A 19,566-nucleotide genomic window follows, 5' to 3' on the forward strand; every position below is an offset into this window, starting at 1 on the left:
GGACGAATGTAATTAGCCTGCTCACGATATATCGGGAGGGGCTTTCTCCATTTTTTCATCGTATTTTTAAAGGAAAGGGGGGAGATGGACGGATGGAAGACAGCTTCAAGCGCAAATCACCGGAAGAGATGCTGAAGATGATTACGAAGCTGCAGCAGGGTACGCTCAAAATCTACATCGGCCCAGTCAGCGGATCGGGCAAAACGTATCACATGTTACGAGAAGGGAATACGTTGCGTGAGCAGGGCATTGATGTGGTCAGCTGCGCCGTCTCGACGATGCGCAGACCGGAAACGGTGGAGCAGCTTGGCGCACTCGAACGAATTCCAAGCATTCACTGGGTGCGCCGGAGTGATGATGTAGAGATGAAGGATCTGAACTTGGATGCACTATTAGCGCGTAATCCGGAGGTTGTGCTGGTGGATGGTTTGGCACATCGCAACAGAGAAGGCGCTCGCTATGCTACCCGGCTGGAGGACATTCAGTTCTTGCTCCGAAACAACATCAGTGTCATGACAACGGTGAATGTGTATGAGCTGGAAGGCTATACAGAGCTGGCACGGCAACTTACGGGGATCGCAGCAGAATATACGGTACCTGCCGATACATTGGAGCTTGCGGATGAAGTGAAGTTGATTGATGTCACGCCGGAAACCATACTGAGCCGTCTGGCAGAAGGTCATCTGAAGGGGCATGAGGGAGAAGCTCTGTTCCGTCAAGGCAATCTGGGTATTCTGCGCGAACTGGCCCTGAGATTGGTTGCGGAAGGGGTGAATGAATCCCTGCGTGAGCATCGAGAGGAGATGGGAATTACCGTCACAACAGGCATCATGGAACGGATTCTGGTGTCTACACAATATCACTGGAATGGCTCCATCTATATCTGGCGTGGGCAACAGATTGCCAAACGGCTGAATGGTGATTTGTGCGCCGTTGTTTTCCGGAATATGAAGCAGCCATTAACCAAGGAGGCAACCGTATTTCGGCGCAATATGATGAAGCTGGTAGAGAAGTTTGGCGGCCATATGGAGGAGTTGTCTATATTACACCGTCGCAACATCCCATCTACGCTGGCGCGTTACGCAATGGAGCACCAGATTACCCGCATTGTGATGGGACACTCCCGGCGTACACGCTGGCAGGAACTGTGGCAAGGGCCCGTTGTTAACTCGCTGCTGCGCAGATTACGTGGTGTCGACCTGTTTCTGGTTGCTGATCGAGCGGCCCGGGAGGGTGAACGTGTGGTTCCGGCTAAAGTTAACGATGTGGAGTCACTGACATACCGCAGACTAAGCGAGCAGGAAATGAAGGAACAGATTGGTCAGATTCAGCGCGGCACATTCAAAATATATATCGGAGCCGCACCAGGTGTAGGCAAAACCTACATGATGCTGCGGGAAGGCAATGACTTGCTCCGCAAGGGCATCGATGTGCAGATCGGCTTGCTGGAGACACATGGGCGGGCGGAAACTGTGGAGCAGATGGGCCACCTGTCTGTGATCCCTCGCGCGAAGCGCGTTTATCAGGGAACTTGTCTGGAAGAGATGGACACGGAAGCCATTCTGCATCTTTGCCCAGAAGTGGTGCTTGTGGATGAACTGGCGCATACGAATGTACCCGGGAGTGTTCGGCAAAAGCGTTATGAGGATGTTCTGCTCCTGCTGAATGCAGGCATCTCGGTGATTACCACAATGAACGTACAGCACCTCGAAAGTCTGAATGATGCCGTTGAACATATTACAGGTGTTCGTGTCCGCGAGACCGTACCCGATCGGATCATTCAGATGGCGGATGAGGTACAGTTGATTGATGTGGCACCCCAGGCCTTGCGGCAGCGCATGAGGGAGGGTAAAATCTATGCAACTGCCAAGGTCGAGCAAGCCCTTGCGAATTTCTTCAAAATCGGTAATCTGATTGCCTTGCGAGAACTTGCTCTGCGTGAACTGGCGGACGATGTCGATGAACGGCTTGAAGCACAGCAGGCCAAAATTGCACTTCGAGGACCTTGGCGCAGACAGGAAGCAGTCTTTGTATGTGTAAGCAGTGATCGTCATGCCGAGCGGCTGATCCGACGTGGATTCCGCATGGCTTTTCGTCTAAAAGCCATCTGGCATGTACACCATATCCACATCGGTGAGTCCATGAGTGACGAAGTAAAATGCCATCTGGAATCCTTGGAACAACTGACGATTCGGCTTGGCGGTCAATTTCACATCCACCACAGTCCAAAGCTGCGGGATGTACCTGGGATTTTGGCAAGAAAGGCATCGGAGGCGAGAGCAACCCAGCTGGTAGTCGGGCAGGCAAGAAGGGTGTGGTGGCTGAATGGCCACCGCGGCTCAGGTTCGGTGGTCAACCGACTAGTACACTTGTCGCGACATCTGGATGTATTAATCGTTGCAGATTATGATTATGAACTGAGCGGGATGTGAATGATTTTGTCTGAACGAATAAAAAAAGAAACGCCGGCAGCCCATGGGAAAAGGGTTCCGGCATATGCATATGTATGGGTGACCCTCGGGGTGACGCTGCTAACTTTGCTGTTTCATGCCATCGGCATGAGTGGTGATCTGGTTAATGTTGGGCTTGTATACCTGTTTCCCGTCTTGGTGAGTGCCGTGTACTGGGGAATGGGACCAGCTGTATATGCTGCGAGTATTAGCGTCATTATGTTTGACTTCTTTTTTGTACCGCCATATCTGAGCTTCACGGTTGAGGATTTGAGATATCTCATCTCCTTTGTTGTGTATCTTGCGGTGGCAATCCTGACAGCCAGTCTTGCAGGTCGATTGCGACAACAGCTGGAGATGGTAAAAGCACGTGAAGCTACGACTAACTCCCTGTACGCATTGAGTCGTCAGATGACAGCCATTACGGATCTGAATACGTTGCTGGTTAATATTGCAACCCAAGTATCGCTTACCCTGGGTAAGCCGGCCGCTGTGTATCTTCCAGATAAACAGGGTGATCTGCTGGTTACAAGCTCTTCCGCATCAGAAGGAGATAAGGATGGGTGGGGGAATGGGGAGTCGGAGATTGCCATTGCCAAATGGGTATATCTTCACGGACAAATCGCCGGCAAGGGATCATCCACTTTGCGGGAATCTACCGGACTTTACGTGCCGCTACGCACAGAGGAGCAGATTCATGGCGTGCTCGCCGTGAGCATGGACGCTGGTGAGGTTCATGAGCAGCAAGAAGAGCTTCGTCTGTTGGAGGCATGCGGCGGACTGGCCGCAGGTGCCATTGCCCGAGTGAAGCTGGCGGAAGAGGCAAGATTGGCGCAGATCACTGCCGAATCAGAGCGCATACGCACAGCGTTGCTGGATTCTGTCTCTCATGAATTGCGTACGCCCCTAACCGCCATTATCGGCTCGGCTACGGGATTGTTGGAGAATGATACTCTTTTTACACCCGAGGATCGGAGAGAATTAACAGGCAACATTCGGGATGGAGCATTGCGCATGAATCGTCTCGTCACGAATCTGCTGGGTATGGTTCGGCTGGAGAGCGGTATGTTGCAACTGAACCGGAAATGGTGTGACGTGGAAGATATAATCAGCGTTGTACTGACACAGGTTCGGGAATTCAGTCTCCATCGTAACATTCAAGTTGAACTTCCTGATGATCCGGTGTTCATTTACGGAGATGAAGTATTGCTGGAGCAGGTACTGGTCAATATCGTCAGCAACGCCATCAAATATTCGCCTGATGAGAGCCGGATTGTCATCACTGTGACGAGTGACAAGAGTCCAAGTCAATTGACGATCATGGTGGCTGATCAAGGTATCGGTATACCGGAAGCGGAAAGAATACGTATATTTGATAAGTTCTATCGCTCAGAGTCGACTCAGCATGTCACCGGGACGGGGCTTGGTCTGGCAATATGCAAAGGCATTGTGGAGGTCCATGGAGGTACCATAGTAGCAGAGTCGAATTCGGGCGGAGGAACGAGAATACGCATAGATATCCCTATGGAGGCTCACGGACCGCGCTTTCCCTATTCAGAACAAGGAGAGGTTGAAGAATAACATGAACGTACCACTAGGGGCTCGCATACTGGTGATCGATGATGAGCCGCAGATTCGCAAATTGCTCAAGGTCACCCTTCAGGCACACCAATTCGAACTCAACGAGTGTGGGGATGGCGAAGAGGGTGTTATTCAGGCCAGTATTGTCCATCCGGATCTGATTATCCTTGATCTTGGTTTGCCGGGCATGTCCGGTATGGAGGTCCTTCGCCGGATTCGCGAATGGTCACAGGTACCGATTATTGTGCTGACAGCGAAGGATCAGGAGGGAGACAAAATTACCGCGTTGGATGGTGGTGCAGATGATTATGTAACCAAACCATTCGGGATGGGTGAGTTGGTCGCCCGTATTCGGGTGGCGCTGCGTCATGTAGCCAAAACGACAGATGAGCCCATATTGCGCTTCGGATCACTTACGATTGATCTGGCCCAAAGGCAGGTCGAACTGGAGGGAACTTTGGTCAAATTAACCCCAACGGAATATGAGATGCTGAAGGTGCTTGCCTCCAATGCAGGGAAGATCATCACCCAGCGTCAGCTTTTGCAGCAAGTATGGGGAGGGCATCATCATGAGTCCGACAGCCATTATCTTCGGGTATATGTGGGACATCTGCGTAAAAAATTAAATGAAGATCCAACGAATCCACGATATATTCAGACGGAGCCTGGCATTGGTTATCGCTTTTTGCTCCCTGCCGAATAAGGTTTAAGGGGGCGAGACATTTCTGATAAATGATTTGATGCGCCATTATGCAGATGAGCGCCATGGAACGAACAAAGCACCGTCCCCTTTAACAGCAAAGGAAACGGTGCTTTTATATTATGACGTGTATTTTGGCAACCAGTCGCCGTGAGCCTCAATCAACTCATCACACATGGCTACGATGTCATCGATAGACAGTTCTGCAGCTGTGTGTGGATCAAGCATGGCGGCATGATAGATATGTTCTTTTTTGCCAGTGATTGCCGCTTCAATCGTCAGCAGTTGCGTGTTGATGTTTGTCCGGTTTAGTGCCGCGAGTTGTGGAGGCAGATCCCCAATGTACGTAGGGCTGATTCCTGATCCATCGACCAAACAAGGTACCTCAACACAAGCCTCGCGAGGCAGGTTGGTGATCAGTCCGTTGTTCATAACGTTTCCGCCAATCTTGTACGGGTTATTCGTCTCCATCGCTTCGATAATATGCGATGCGTATTCACGGCTGCGGGTATGTTCAATATTTTCGCTGGCAAACAGTTTGGTACGCATCTCTTTCCAGCCTTCAATCTGGTTCACACAGCGGCGTGGGTACTCATCCAGTGGAATGTTGAAGCGTTCGATTAGCTCCGGGTAATTCCGTTTGATGAAGTAAGGGTGGTACTCAGCATTGTGCTCGGAGGACTCCGTTACATAATAGCCAAAACGCTGCATCAGCTCAAAACGAACCATGTCGTCATGCTGTTCCTTCTGTTTTTCCTTCGCCAGACGTTTGATCTCGGGGTACAGATCCTGCCCGTCTTTGGTAACTTCGAGCAGCCACGCCATGTGGTTGATGCCTGCAATTTTGGCTACGACACCCGTCTGATCGATCCCCAGTGCATCAAAAAGATGCGGTACACATACCTGCACGCTATGACACAATCCTACGGTTTTGATCCCACCATGTACGTTCATGACGTTAGTAAGCACGGCCATTGGGTTGGTATAGTTCAGGAACCATGCATCCGGACATACTTCCTGCATATCCCGGGCAAAATCCAGCATGACCGGAATCGTCCGCAAGTTACGGAAAATTCCGCCGATACCGAGTGTGTCTGCAATCGTTTGACGCAGTCCGTATTTCTTCGGAATCTCGAAGTCCGTAATGGTACATGGATCATATCCACCGACCTGGATGGCGTTGATGACATATTTGGCCCCGCGCAGCGCTTCTTTGCGGTCATGATATACGTTCACGACGCAACGACTTCCGAGTGAACGGGCCAGACTGGTCAACAAACGCTCTGAATCACTCAAGCGTTCAGCATCGATATCGAACAATGCCAGCTCAAAATCTTGCAGTGCTTCGGTCATCATGACATCACCCAATACATTTTTAACAAAGACGGTGCTGCCTGCACCGAGGAACGTAATTTTATTCATTTAAGTTTAGCCTCCCTGAAAAATGTTGTACCCCAACTATAGGCCGATTCGGCACATATAACTATGGCTCAAACCCTTTCAAACATGTCATAATCCCATTTTTGTTCCCGCTTTCAACTAATATGGAAGCAATTTAGCTGTTATAATATAAATAGTCTTAATGAAGAGATAAGCGGAACGAAGTCAGGATGGAGGGCGAAAAATGAGTCGCATTGAGATGAATGTGGTTCCCGCAGGCTGGACACAGATGGAGCTGATTTTGTTGTTTTTCGGGTGGGAGGCATGTGATCCTGCGCATTATTGGGGACCAGGTGTACGTGATTCTTACATTGTGCACTACATCCATGAAGGACGGGGGATTGTGTACATGGGGGACCAAGAATACAAGTTGACTCAGGGACAGGGTTTTGTCATACTTCCGGACACGCTTATTCATTATGAGGCAGACCCAAAGGATCCCTGGACGTATTCGTGGTTTGGATTCAAAGGTGTGCAAGCCAAGGCATTCATGCAACGTGCCCGATTGAGCCCGGAGCATCCAGTGTATGATGCCCGTGATACGACTACAATGGAACACTTGTATACGGAGATGGTTCAGGCTTCCATGCGTCCGGGAGGCGATGTGTTGAACCAGAGTCTCTTGTACCGCTTGATAGCGGAGTTGATCTCATCGTCACCGGTAGAGGAAGAGGAGGGACAGCTTCTTTCGAACAAAGAAGAGTACATCAGGCAGGCAGTTCAGTTTATGGAGAACAGGTACAGCCAGCGGACCTCCATTCTGGATATTGCCCACGCCGTGGGGCTGGATCGCACGTATCTGTCGGGATTGTTCAAAGAGCGATATGGCATGTCGCTACAGTCCTTTTTCCTGGAATACCGTATGAATCGGGCAGCCGAACTTCTTCAGAATCCAGGGCTGTCGGTCAGTGAAGTGGCACATTCGGTTGGTTATACAGACCCATTACTGTTTTCCAAGATGTTCAAGCGAGTGACGGGGGTGTCTCCAAAGGGTTCGAGAAATCGAGATTAGACGCATCTAGTGTTTCAAATTTAAAAGAAAAGTTTTGATCATTATTCGTCATCCCGCCATACTGATACAGAAGTGTAATTGAATATGTGGAACTTGGTGCTTTGCCCGTCAGGGTGGAAGCTTAATAGGGAAGTCCGGTGTAATATTCCTGACGTTCCTGCTAACCTACCTGTCTCCTGGAGAAACTTTGTCAGGATAACACGGATGTGCTGGTTTTCTTTATAGTCTAAGTAAGGTTATAAAATGAGAATGATGCAAGAAGGGTTACCTCAGAAGTCCATAGATGACTTTCAGGGTAACCCTTTTGTTGTATAACAGGTATGTTGTTTGTAGTTGGAACGTGATAAAGCAATAGCTTGTGAATGCTTCATCGTATGTCGTTCAGCGCACCTATGCATTCAGTACACCATAGTTTTGCGCAGGTTGTATAATACTTAATCTGGCACTTCATGGCTATTCCATCATACAATTATTGATTGCTTCATTGGGTGATTATAGCTTTACAGATATTCAGTCTTATTTTGGAGAGGTACTCCGCATATAGACTCTTCGGTCCATATGCAGTTGGCTACATCTGCTTAGCCAGTCGTACTGACATGAGAGATTTAAACTAATGTGGTACCTGGGATTGAAAATCGTTCCGGCTGGACTGATCAGCATGGTAAAAGACAATATCGCCATCCTTCAGGGGCCAGGTTCTGCCTTGACTGTCTGTTGGCGTTTTGTTGAAACCTTCCATCTGCCATTGATTCATCAGAGGTGCGTGAATATATTGCAGATGGGGTGCCTCTGTATTTCCATTCCGCAGGCTCTCCATGTTGAAGTTAACCACAATATAACCATTCTTTAGAAAAACATTCGATTTCTCATCCAGCTGATTTTGTCGAGCAAGGGGTTCAAGATCCGTTCCTTTAGGTACGGCATATACATCGGCAGGTAAGCTGTACTCCCCGTACCAGCGCTGGATTGCTGCATTGGCCCGGTCCACGTTGACCCCGGAAGGAATGTCCGTTTTGGGTCCAATGAGTGTCCGAATTGGAGCAGACAGGATCATCCAGTCATAACGACCTACCCATGTTTTTTGATGAGAAGTCTGATCGACCAGGCGAACCATATGTTCCGCCAACGTACGCTGGTTGCGTTCTTCCGTTGACAGTTCATAAGTATACTGATAACGCGCTGTATCGCCTAACTCTGTGCCGGGTACATTTCGTAGCCGGGAGTTCAGGACAACAAATCGTTTCTCCAGATCCTGTGCCGATCCGATACGGATCAGGCGTTCCTGACCGCGATGGTAGTACAGATCCACTTCTTGTCGGGAGGACCCGTCTTTACTCACAAAAGCAAAAGTGGGTGTAATTCGAATACCATCCTGTTTGCCAAACATATTGCCTTTGGTCTTCAGATCGAACTTGAAATGGTACCCCGTCTTCACAGTTGCGTTAGCGAATCCCTGCACCGGATGGCTTCCTGGTCGGATGGGCAATACAAATGGAGCCAGGTTACCTCGCGGATCACCATCAATGCTATTCATCCCGGTCCAGTAGCTATAGCCCGTTGGTTCGGGACTACCCAATCGCTTGCGAAATACATTTTCCCAATTGTAATCGGAGATATCAGTGACGTGAAAATCATATAACCTTCCGATGACATCTACTGGTACGGTGTCCGCTGCAACATGATGTGCCAGATTGGTATTGGCATCCTGCTGCTCAGTAAAGTTTGCAGGTGCATTCTCTGCAATATTGCGGAATACAATGTGATATTTGCCTTCGTCTACCCATACAGGGAGATAGAATGTGGTGTCCAGTTGATTGACCGGAATATCAACCCATGTCTTGGCAGGAATAAACTGACTCCGGTCAGCGTTGTAGACATCAAACGGGAATTGCACCTGTTTGATTCGAAAATATTTGGCATAGTCCCGATTTCCATAACCGGGATAACTCGCTGCGTCCAAGTGCTGTCCCGATGTGGGAATTCGCACAATGAATGGACGTTCCAGAATGAGTGCAGCACTGGTTGGGTCTGGTACGGTTTTCTGATTATGCGGCTGATCATCTGATACCCAGGCGTAGTTGACGACAGGGGTATGTACCGTGACCGTGTTGATGCCGTTAATCGGTAATATTTTATTGGCGCCGCCATTCACGTTACCTGGTAGCAAATCATAATAGATTTCACCAGAGCTTGTGGTATTTGCTTTATTCAGCAGGGAATTGCTGATCATATTACCCGGTTTGTACAGCACATCACGCCCAATCGTCGTTGGATTAGGAATGTTGGATGGTGTTGGCCCATCTTTGGTTGCTTCCACATCATTCATAATGGTTGTGTTGTTGAATTTCACCAAATCATTCTTCACTTTATTCTGAGGTGTGTTGGATTCAGCCATTCCTTTTAACCGTGATGTATCATCAGGCACACTGGGAGGTTGGTTCAAACCACCTGTTAATTTGGGTGGAGTATATGAGATTGAAGTGGTTTGCCCTGGTTGTACATGGCTTTCTACGGATTCATCATTTTTAGACTCCAGTGTTGGTGGTGTATATCCTGTTGGATTCATTGTAACGGTCTCACCGGACAAAGCGTAATTATTCATGGTTGCTTTAGCGATCTTGTATACTTCCAGATTGTTAATTTTCCAGTAGGAGTAGTCTCTTGTGATCTGGAAGTTGTATGGCTTGGGTACCGTGTCGTTCGCGGGTACAGGTGGCCCTGGAGTACAACCATCATCATCACATTCCTCTGGTCCAGGTACTGTCCACTCTCTGTCGTACGAGATTGTGACATTACAGTTGTATGTAACTTTACCGCTCATTTTCGCCCAAGCTTGTTTAAACAGATAATTGTCAGCAAAGGCATTTGTGTAGAGTGACTCGGAAGTAGGGATTCCTCTTAACACATTGAATGTCTCATTATCTCTGTTATCTGACTTGATAACACCGTTGGTATTTGGATCGAGATCATTCATGCTCATAATGGTTCCAGCAGAAGGTGGTCCAATCGTTGGTGTGCAACCTCCACCGCCTCCGTTACCGTCGCCTTCGCCAGTACCTGGGCTCTCTTCAACACCGATGTTTGTTGTGGTAGTTAGCTCAAAATCATCCTTTTCCCACAATACGGTAATGGTTGTGGTTCCTCTGCTGACTGCTTGAACTACTCCGGAGTTACTAACGGTAGCAACACCAGGATTGGATGATTCCCATGTCGTTGTACCACCGCTGCCAGTGTTAACATTGGTCTCCGCTCCAAAGTTTCCATCTCCAGTTTTCGTCTTGACCGTAGCATTAAGTTGTTTGGACTGGTTCAAGCTAATTTGTCCACCAGCGGTTAGGTTGATCTCTTTGGTTATTTCAGCTACAGCACCCCAGTATAAATCTGTGTTGAATTGATAGTCAGCATTCCATTTGGATGGGGAATATTCTTCCGTTTTGATAGGTGAAATAGCACCACCAATTTGAGTGGTGAATTTTGTGTTACGACCTGTAAAAGATTCAACAGAAACTAAAATGGGCAACCCAGGCTCATAGTAAGCTGTATTATCCATGTAGTGAGGTTCGTTAGATTTATCAGCTATTTCCGCAGAAGAATGTGATTCACCTACTTTATCAAAGTACTCAGTCGGAATATAAACATCTTTATTCAAATCAAGATCGACACAGATTGTTGAAGATACCGGAAGATTTTTGGTAGGGTCGTTTTCTAGCTCGATGTTATTGCAATGGCCATCAACCTTCCATTTTAGATTATCAATTTGGTAAATATATACACCTATATTAGTTTTCTTTTTCCCTTCAACAGGGATAACCTTTTTTTGTGACTTCGCAGGTGTAGAAGGCTCCATATGGTATGTGTTTAATTCAGGTTTAATTCCAGGCCCTCCACCTGCAGAGACTTGAGTTACTGATGATACAAGTACTACGAGTGATAACACGAACAACATCATTTTTTTAATAGCTTTTTTCCTCGTCAAATTTAATCCCTCTAATCTGTGGCTATTACGCTGTAAGCGGGTCCTTCTTTGGTCACAAGACTCACAGCAGAAATCAGCTCTTTATCAAAATGTAGAAGTCCTCTGCTCCAGTAGACTGGATTATTAACAGCGAATACACCTCTAGTTTTTGTGAAATCATTAATTACAGGCCCAGCATATGCTGCAAAGGCTTTTGAATTTGGAGAGTTCATGGGATTAATCGTTGCCGAATTAAGTAAACTTCCGGCTTGAAGTGTATTCATAGTAGTACTTTTCACGCTCAATTCAAGCTCTGCAAAAGAATAATAAGCTCCTCTTACGAGGGTGTATCCTTCATCTACAAAAACAGGGTAAAAAATACTTCTTTCCGCATCCTTCGCATAGGTATTAACAATAATCCAATTTTTTATCTTGAGATCGGCATATTTAGTATCTGTAATAATATTTTTATTGCGAACTTTCGAGAAGTCGTCTGTAACCTCACTGTAGTCCATGTTGGGTGAAAATTTTTTCTCTGGTGTTTTCTGATACTTAGGCGCAATAATATTCAAATTCGTCCCCGTCAAGCCCACCGCCCGCAGCTCATTCAGACCCTGAAAATCGGCAGGTTTTGTCTTGGCAACGGCTGCATAACGGGCGATCAATACAGCTACTTCCGCTCGAGTGGTGGTACGATCGACACCAAATGTTTTATCGTTTGCTACACTCATCAGCCCTGTTCCCAGGGAAACGGCTACTGCATTTTTTTGAGCGCTTGCGAGTTTACCTGTGAAATATTCCTTTGCGGGCACAACGGTGTTCGTCACATCAGAGAGTGCTTGTTTGTAATCAGGATCAACCACGGTTAGCCCTTGCGTCAGCCAAGTAGCCATTTCGCCTCGTTGAAGAGCGCCTTGTGCATCCAATTTTCCCTTGTAAGTAGAAGGGCTGATAAAACCTTTTGCTATAGCAGTAGAGACACCACTTTTTGCCCACTCGGGTATGTCTGTGAAATTGTTTTGTTCTTGTGTTGTTGCATTAGGCTGGTCGGATAAACGTCCCAGGATACTTGCCATTTCAGCTTTGGTGACCGGTGAGCTTGGTTTAAATGTCCCGTCGGCATACCCCTTGAAATAACCTTGTTCCACGGCCGAATTAATTGCTGAAGATGCCCAGTGTGTAGAAGGAACATCCTTGAATGTAGTTGCAGCTTGAGCGGCTTCTACAGAACTCCCAACGCCTCCAAAACCTACGATACCCCCTGTTAATAAAGCTAATGCCGTTACGCCGGAAATCAACATTTTTTTCATGAATTTTACTCCTCTCAATTGTGAATTTCTCTCCTTGATATGTACTTTTCAGGCTACTAGATACTAAATTTGTAATAATAATCAATATTCTACCATGTATAACTAGGCTGTTGGTATGATTTATCAATATATTTCCTCCTCTCCACCCAACTGTTACTAATTCTCAAGACCTATATTTCCTCAAAAAAAACAAAAAAAGGCCACGAATCCGCAGATTCATAGCCTTATGCTTTAAGGTCTCCAACATATGTAGTTGCATCAATAATCAATAAATCAAGAATACTCGATTTCCAAACATTTGAAAAGCCCTATTCTTCTTACTCAAAATAAAGTCAGGCTATCGGTGTTCCATTAGGCAATGGGCTATCCGGTGTGAGTAAGACAACATCGCCTTCACCAGGCACGCCGCCAAGCACAAGTACTTCAGAGACAAAACCGGCAATACGCCGGGGTGGGAAATTAACTACAGCAACGACCTGTTTGCCGATGATCATGTCAGGGGTATAGCGCTGGGTGATCTGAGCACTGGAACGTTTCAGGCCAAGTGGTCCGAAGTCGATCGTCATTTTAATAGCGGGTATGCGAGCCTTGGGGAAGGGTTCGGCTTCCACCACGGTACCAACCCGGATGTCATGCTGCATGTATTCTTCAAAAGTAGCCACAGGGGTAGACCTCCTTTCAACTATTGGGGACTATTATAAATGAAAAATCATCAAAAAATCCAGATTACGCTGTTTCGTAACCTGGATTTCTGTTGTGTTGCTTTGAAAAAATTAAGCGCCGTTCCAATTCTCTCCGGTGAGGTATTTCTCAGTGAGGATGGATAACATCTGAATACCTACTTCATTATGTCCGCCTTCTGGAATAATGATATCGGCATACTTTTTGGATGGCTCGATAAAAGCATCATGCATCGGTTTTACCGTTTCAAGATATTGTTTGTACACGGATTGAATCGTGCGTCCGCGCTCTTCAATATCCCGCAGTACTCTACGTAGAATCCGCACATCGGAATCAGTATCAACAAATACTTTGATGTCCATCAGACTGCGAAGATGTTCATCAATCAGCACATGCAGTCCTTCTACAATGACAATATGGTTCGGTGCCAGTTCAACCGTCTCATTGGCAGCACGGTTATCTATGGTGAAGTCATATACGGGAGCATACGCCGCTTGGCCTTTTTTCAACAAGGTGAGATGCTCAATCAACAGATCATTATCGAATGCAAACGGGTGATCGTAATTGGTGAGTCGGCGTTGCTCAGGTGTGAGCTGCGACTGGTCTTTGTAATAATTGTCTTGGGATATAAACGTAACTTTAGCTGATCCCAGACGGTCTATGACGGAGCGAGCTACCGTCGTTTTACCGGAGCCGGTTCCTCCGGCGATACCAATAATGAGCATGGTTGTTCCATAAGCCTCCCTAAAATGGCAGCATGATGAATGGATAAAAGCGCATCAGAAATCCTTCGTTCATGGCCTTTATCCACATGTCTGTCTCTGAATACACAATTCCTTCATTGTACCATAGCACTCGACTTTTTTCATCTTGGTGTATGGACCATGTTTTGCCTTCAAGGGGCGTTATGCATGCTCATATTCATTTTACTGCATATTTTTGGATGATACTCCCTGTGGTGACTCCCATAGGGCCATTAGTCGCTGGCCGATGGAACTTTTGGTGAACAGATTCAGGATGACATAACCAAGTACACTTCCTGTTGTATTGGCTATTATATCGTTCAGATCGGTACTGCGAGCGTTGCCCAAGGATACTCGGAGCATGAGTTGTGTTATTTCAATGAGGATACTTAGAGCCAATCCCGCTAATGCTGCTGTTCGCATCGAATGAATCCAAGGCTTTAAGAAAGGAAGCATGAACCCCAGTGGCATAAACAGAACAATGTTAAGGAGAAAGCTTGGTGCATCCGCGGTCAGGAGCGGAATCCATTGAATGCTTTGATACCATGGCGTTTGATTGGCATAGATTCCGATGTTCACGTCGATAGGGAAAAATACAAAATGCATAACGCCCAACATATATATGGCAAATGCAAGCATCGACACATAATGCCTGACCGTGTACCTGGTTTTGCTCACCCTGGTATGGAGCATCAGGGCGAGCAGGAACAGAATGAATAACGGACCAAGTACGATGAGAGATGAGATTGAATATTGGATGGACATGGAATGGCTCCTTCGATAAGGCAATGATATTAGGCTATTGAAGTTGAATCTTCATTTCCATTCCCTTGATGAATTGTTTATCTTTAACCTCTTCAGCGAAGTCATCCTTGATCTCAAAAGGTTTCACTATCAGATATTTTATATTCTTGGCAGTTGTGGCATATATGCGTTCGGATGTTAATTGGGTTCCTTTATAGGTACCCTCGCCGCTGAGTGAGCTCAGTTGCCGCCCTTGATCATCATAGACGGCATATCCGATGTGACTCAGCTGTTCCTGCTCTTTTGCCGTAAGAGTATGCTTATCATTCAAACTGATAACAGTAGTTAGGCGAGTGGTGACAGGGGTAACCTCAGCTTCCGTAACAGCGGCCGTATACAGATCGTTGGTCATGGCTGTGTTAGGCAGAACCCGATGAATGTTATCTGTTGATTTGGTAAATGGAACCGTCAGCTCGAACTCATGATCAATACCCTGCAATGTCAATTGAACTTTGGCGTCGAACTGATCTGGCCAATGTGCCGTTCCCTGATCGGAGGAAATGACCTGCTCAAAGAGCAGTGTATCTGGCTGCGTTTCTCCTACCGAACTATAGAACAGTCCGCTATTCGGACGGGTCCCGTCCACTTTTAGAAAGACATTCTCAATTCCGCTGCTCAGTTTCACGATGTCCTTGCCATTGTCATATTCGCCTTGATTCAGATTAGGCGCAGTGAAATGAACCAGAAACGCAGCACGTGTACCATCATATACCGCTTCAAGCACTTCGAGCTTCACATCCTGGTAAGCAACCTTGCTGTTAACAGGGGTAGTCAAGCCTTCGTTGCCCGCCGTTCGCAGACCCATATCAGCTTCTATAGAGCTGAAGAGGCTGCCCACGAGTGGAATATTGCGCAAGGAGGCAGCCATGGCCGGTGATACAAAGCCGGATGCAAATACGGTAACGCCCAACACTCCGGCTGCGATCGTCGCGGCTGCAGCCTTGTGCCATCGCTTGTTCCGGCGACTGGAGCGCAAAGTCTGTTCCGTTTTCAATGTGTCTGGTGACGTCGGCAGAGATTCCAGTGTGGCATCAATCCGGTTACGAACAAGTTCAGACATCAGAGGACGCTCCTTTGCTTGGTTCTTTAATTCCTGATCGATATTAAACGGGTTTGACATGTAAGTTTACCTCCCGAAAATTTTTGAATTTCTGATATAACTCCTGCCTTGCCCGAGTAAGTCTCATTTTCACTGCACTTTCGGAAATATTCAGGGCATCGGCGACTTGACGCAGGGACAGGTCTTCAAAATAATGCAAAACGACAACAATTCGTTTCGATTCCTCCAGATGGTCTACCGCTTCTCGCATATCGACCTCATCGTAGGGACTGGAATGCTCCCGCTTATCTGAAGGTACTTCTGCATAAGCGGTGGAGAGAGCGCGGCGGGACAGCATCGTGTTGCATTCATTGATGAGGATACGAAACAGCCAGGTTTTGAAATACCGGGGTTCCCGGAGTGTACGCACCGATTTGTATGCGTTCAGAATTGTCTCCTGAATGGCATCGGCCACGTCCTCCTCTTTTCGCAGCATGGATTTTGCCGTATTGTACAAAGAGTTTTCAATGTCTCGAATAAGCCGGATAAAGGCTTCACGATCTCCTTGGATGGCCTGGTTAACGAGATCGGTTGAACCCATGGATAACAGCTCCTTTCGTATTGGAGGGATGAAGCCAGCACTTGGCTGGTTTTTATATGAATTAGACTGGCGGGTAGGGCATATGGTCACATTTTCTTTTTATAGTTTTAAAAAAGGGCGTTGTTATATATGACGTATCGGGTCTCTACGTTCCCTTCAATGAGAAGAGAGGCTGATTTTTCCTAAGATTGGATGATTGACTTTTTCAAAAACAGCACTATAATAAACTTATATTCATAACACGGACTGTTACTGGGGAAACCAGGCATGACCGAATTCGATTGCTTTACTGTAATCGCTTTCGGTCTTTTTTTATTTTTGTTGGGGGGTGAGAACATTGAAGGTTATCAAGAAAGTAAACAATAACGTGGCCATCGCTATTAATGAACATAACGAAGAGGTTTTTGTCGTAGGCAAGGGTGTAGGATTTCTGAAAACCCCTTATGAGCTGACGGAGACGGACTTGGTGGAGAAAATTTTTGTGGCACCAAAGAACATCCGTATGTATGACCTGCTGAACAGTATTCCGATTGAGGATATTTATCTCGCGGAGGAAGTCATCAAGTTGGGCAGTCAGATTCTGAATAAAACATTTAACCCGAATCTGCTTCTCACCCTGTCCGACCATATCAGTTTTGCATTAACCCGAACCAGAGAAGGCATCCGTATCAAAAATCCGCTGGAATGGGAAGTGCGGACACTCTATCCGGACGAGACCCGGGTGGGGGAGGCTGCGCTGAAGCTGATTCAGGAAAAAACGGATATTGCTCTGCCAACAGCCGAAACAACACTGATTGCTCTGCATTTTGTTAATGCACAGGTGGGATCGGGAGAGATGACGGATACCACCAAGGTGACCATAGTTACGGGCGAGATTCTGTCTGTGATCAAATATGCTCTCAAAATTGACTTTCAGGAGGATTCCATCCATTTCATGCGCTTTGCCACACATATCCGGTATTTCATTCTTAGGCAGATGAGCGGTAAATCGCTCAAAGACGAGAATGAATCGCTGTTCCTGATGGTGAAGGAGAAGTTTCCGAAGGAACTCGCTTGTGTGGAGAAGATTGCTGACTTCCTGAAAAATAATTACGGCTGGACCTGTTCGGATGATGAAAAATTATATCTGATCTTGCATATCCAACGATTGATTTCGAATGAACCAACGGAATGAACCTAATGAAGGAACTAACCGAATAATCCATATTGGACTGTTACTGATTCGATCAGGCATGACCAAGCGTAGGGAATGACGATTCCCCGGCTTGGTCATTTTTTATATATCCAATTTACTCATGTAGAGGAGAAGGGTCATGAACAACAAAGACTTGGCTAAAAACGTACTTGATCTCGTTGGCGGCGAGCAAAATATATCGGGTCTGACACACTGTGCAACCCGTTTGAGATTCGTATTGAAGGATGATAACAAAGCAGACCTCAAAGCGCTGGATCAGCTTGAAGGCGTGCTCAAGGCACAAAATTCCGGTGGACAGGTTCAGGTTGTTATCGGTGCCAAAGTAGACGCGGTATACAGTGAAGTGAAGAATTTAACTTCTGACCATATTGGCGAGCTTACGGAGTCTACAGACAGTGGACCGAAAAAGAGACGTAACCCCATCAACGTAGTGCTTGAAACTATCGCAGGTATATTCACGCCTGTCCTGCCAGCACTTGTTGGTTGCGGGATGATTAAATGTTTGGCCACCGTTATAACTGCCATGGGTTACCTGGAAGGCTCCGGCTTCCTCACGATCATTAACATGATCGGGGACTGTATTTTCTATTTCATGCCATTCTTCCTGGCTGTTAGTGCAGCAAATCGTTTCAAAACTAATCCCTATTTGGCGGTAGCTCTTGCTGCGGGACTAATGCATCCAACCATTTTGAATGCTGCGGCTCAGATTGCTGAGACGGGTGTAAACAGTATTGATTTTCTCGGTATGCCGATTCTATTGATGAAATATTCCTCTTCCGTCATTCCCATCATTCTGGCGGTTTGGATTATGAGTTATGTGTATCCAATCGTCAATCGAGTGATTCCCAAGTTTCTGCAGGTCCTGCTTACCCCAATGATTGTTTTGTTCATTATGATTCCAGTGGAACTGATCGTGCTTGGCCCAGTAGGATCATATATCGGTGACTGGTTGACCAACGGCATTAACTCATTGTTCTCAACCGCAGGTGTTCTTGCTGGTGCGATTCTTGGATTTTTCAAACCGATCATGGTCATGTTTGGTATGCACTATGCCATTATGCCGATTCAGGTTCAACAAGTGGCTACACTGGGTGCAACCGTGCTGTTACCAACGGCACTGGCAGCAAATTTGGCTCAGGCTGGAGCAGCCTTCGGTGTGTTTGTCCTAACCAAGAGTAAAACGATGAAATCAGCGGCTGCTTCGAGTGGATTCACCGCTTTGTTCGGGATTACTGAGCCGGCGATCTATGGTGTAACGCTGAAATACAAACGTCCGTTTTTCGCAGGTTGTCTAGCAGGCGGATTAGTCGGTGGATTCTACAGTTTGGTGCATACAACAGCGAATGCAATTTCACTTCCAGGTGTATTGGCCATTGGCACGTATTCATCGGATCGTTACATGTATGTCGTTATTGGTTGTATTGCCGCAGTTGTACTCGGGTTTGTGTTCACGCTGTTAGCGGGCATTAAGGAAGATACTGAAGGAAGTAAATCGAAGCAGCAAGCTACGGATAAAGTAAACCGCAATCAGCCAGCCGTTGCCACAGAGGTGACTCCAGCATCCGTATCATCACAGACATCCACATCTTCGGACATGCTTATCGTTAGTCCAATGACAGGGGAGATCAAACCGATCTCTGAGGTAGAAGATCAGGCATTTGCCCAAGAGTTAATGGGTAAAGGGATTGCGATTGTTCCGACAGATGGCAAGGTATACGCTCCATTTGACGGAGTAGTCGAAGCACTTTATCGCACCAAACATGCCATCGGATTGAAAGCTGCGAATGGTGTCGAGATCCTGATTCATATCGGGGTGGATACCGTCAGTCTGAAAGGGAAGTATTTTAACGCCCATATCGAACAGGGGCAGACAATCAAGGCCGGCGATTTATTGGTGGAGTTTGATCCAGAAGGCATTACGTCAGCAGGCTATAACACGATTACATCCATTGTGGTAACCAACATGCAACAGTATGGAGACGTACTGACCACAGCGACCAACGGCCCGATTCGGGAGAGCGAAGCGCTAATGAAGCTGATCCCTTAAAACTTGAA

The 19,566-nt window shown here is 46.8% G+C and carries 14 protein-coding genes; 6 read left to right on the top strand and 8 right to left on the bottom strand.

The annotated features are described in order from the left end of the window. Positions 1-92 precede the first annotated feature (92 nt). Genes MKZ13_RS01265 through MKZ13_RS01275 form a run of 3 tightly spaced genes read left to right on the top strand, consistent with a single transcriptional unit; the run spans position 93 to position 4,734 of the window. The gene (locus MKZ13_RS01265) at positions 93-2,432 is read left to right on the top strand and encodes a histidine kinase (protein ID WP_339181224.1); all 2,340 of its coding nucleotides are present in this window, start codon (positions 93-95) and stop codon (positions 2,430-2,432) included. Continuing rightward, on the top strand, positions 2,433-4,031 hold the full coding sequence (locus MKZ13_RS01270; RefSeq protein WP_339181226.1) for an ATP-binding protein: 1,599 nt from the start codon (positions 2,433-2,435) through the stop codon (positions 4,029-4,031). Position 4,032: 1 nt separating this feature from the next. Further along, the gene (locus MKZ13_RS01275; RefSeq protein ID WP_339181228.1) at positions 4,033-4,734 is read left to right on the top strand and encodes a response regulator; all 702 of its coding nucleotides are present in this window, start codon (positions 4,033-4,035) and stop codon (positions 4,732-4,734) included. Positions 4,735-4,851: 117 nt separating this feature from the next. Here MKZ13_RS01275 and MKZ13_RS01280 read toward each other — a convergent pair whose 3' ends face one another. Continuing rightward, a complete protein-coding gene (locus MKZ13_RS01280; protein WP_036616368.1) occupies positions 4,852-6,153 on the bottom strand; it encodes an alpha-glucosidase/alpha-galactosidase in 1,302 nt (433 codons plus the stop codon). 202 nt (positions 6,154-6,355) lie between these two features. Here MKZ13_RS01280 and MKZ13_RS01285 point away from each other — a divergent pair, with 202 nt between their 5' ends. After that, entirely contained in the window at positions 6,356-7,183 is an 828-nt protein-coding gene (locus MKZ13_RS01285) for an AraC family transcriptional regulator (protein ID WP_339181232.1), read from the top strand. A 610-nt stretch (positions 7,184-7,793) separates the two neighbouring features. On the opposite strand, the gene MKZ13_RS01290 is transcribed toward MKZ13_RS01285, so the two are convergent. From MKZ13_RS01290 to MKZ13_RS01320, 7 genes are all read right to left on the bottom strand, one after another. Beyond that, positions 7,794-10,733 (bottom strand): DUF5704 domain-containing protein, encoded by a 2,940-nt coding sequence (locus MKZ13_RS01290; protein WP_339181235.1) that lies wholly within the window; start codon positions 10,731-10,733, stop codon positions 7,794-7,796. Between the two features lie 437 nt (positions 10,734-11,170). After that, positions 11,171-12,448, bottom strand: a complete 1,278-nt coding sequence (locus MKZ13_RS01295) for an S-layer homology domain-containing protein (RefSeq protein ID WP_339181237.1) — start codon at positions 12,446-12,448, stop codon at positions 11,171-11,173. 332 nt (positions 12,449-12,780) lie between these two features. Then, a complete protein-coding gene (gene csaA, locus MKZ13_RS01300; RefSeq protein ID WP_339181240.1) occupies positions 12,781-13,110 on the bottom strand; it encodes a chaperone CsaA in 330 nt (109 codons plus the stop codon). Positions 13,111-13,221: 111 nt separating this feature from the next. Next, on the bottom strand, positions 13,222-13,854 hold the full coding sequence (udk, locus tag MKZ13_RS01305; protein WP_036616377.1) for a uridine kinase: 633 nt from the start codon (positions 13,852-13,854) through the stop codon (positions 13,222-13,224). Positions 13,855-14,055: 201 nt separating this feature from the next. Further along, positions 14,056-14,637 carry a VanZ family protein gene (locus tag MKZ13_RS01310; protein WP_339181242.1) on the bottom strand — a complete coding sequence of 194 codons (582 nt, stop codon included), beginning with the start codon at positions 14,635-14,637 and terminating at the stop codon, positions 14,056-14,058. Positions 14,638-14,671: 34 nt separating this feature from the next. After that, positions 14,672-15,796: a DUF4179 domain-containing protein gene (locus MKZ13_RS01315; RefSeq protein WP_339181244.1), complete on the bottom strand. Its 1,125-nt coding sequence runs from the start codon at positions 15,794-15,796 to the stop codon at positions 14,672-14,674. Beyond that, entirely contained in the window at positions 15,780-16,316 is a 537-nt protein-coding gene (locus tag MKZ13_RS01320) for a sigma-70 family RNA polymerase sigma factor (protein ID WP_339181246.1), read from the bottom strand. The genes MKZ13_RS01315 and MKZ13_RS01320 overlap by 17 nt, the downstream gene beginning before the upstream one ends. A 328-nt stretch (positions 16,317-16,644) precedes the next feature. Between MKZ13_RS01320 and MKZ13_RS01325 the strand changes: the two genes are divergently transcribed. After that, a complete protein-coding gene (locus MKZ13_RS01325; protein WP_339181249.1) occupies positions 16,645-17,490 on the top strand; it encodes a PRD domain-containing protein in 846 nt (281 codons plus the stop codon). 139 nt (positions 17,491-17,629) lie between these two features. Then, positions 17,630-19,558, top strand: a complete 1,929-nt coding sequence (locus tag MKZ13_RS01330; protein ID WP_339181251.1) for a beta-glucoside-specific PTS transporter subunit IIABC — start codon at positions 17,630-17,632, stop codon at positions 19,556-19,558. Positions 19,559-19,566 lie beyond the last annotated feature (8 nt).

The sequence above is a fragment of the Paenibacillus sp. FSL R5-0701 genome (assembly GCF_037973995.1).
Taxonomy (GTDB): domain Bacteria; phylum Bacillota; class Bacilli; order Paenibacillales; family Paenibacillaceae; genus Paenibacillus.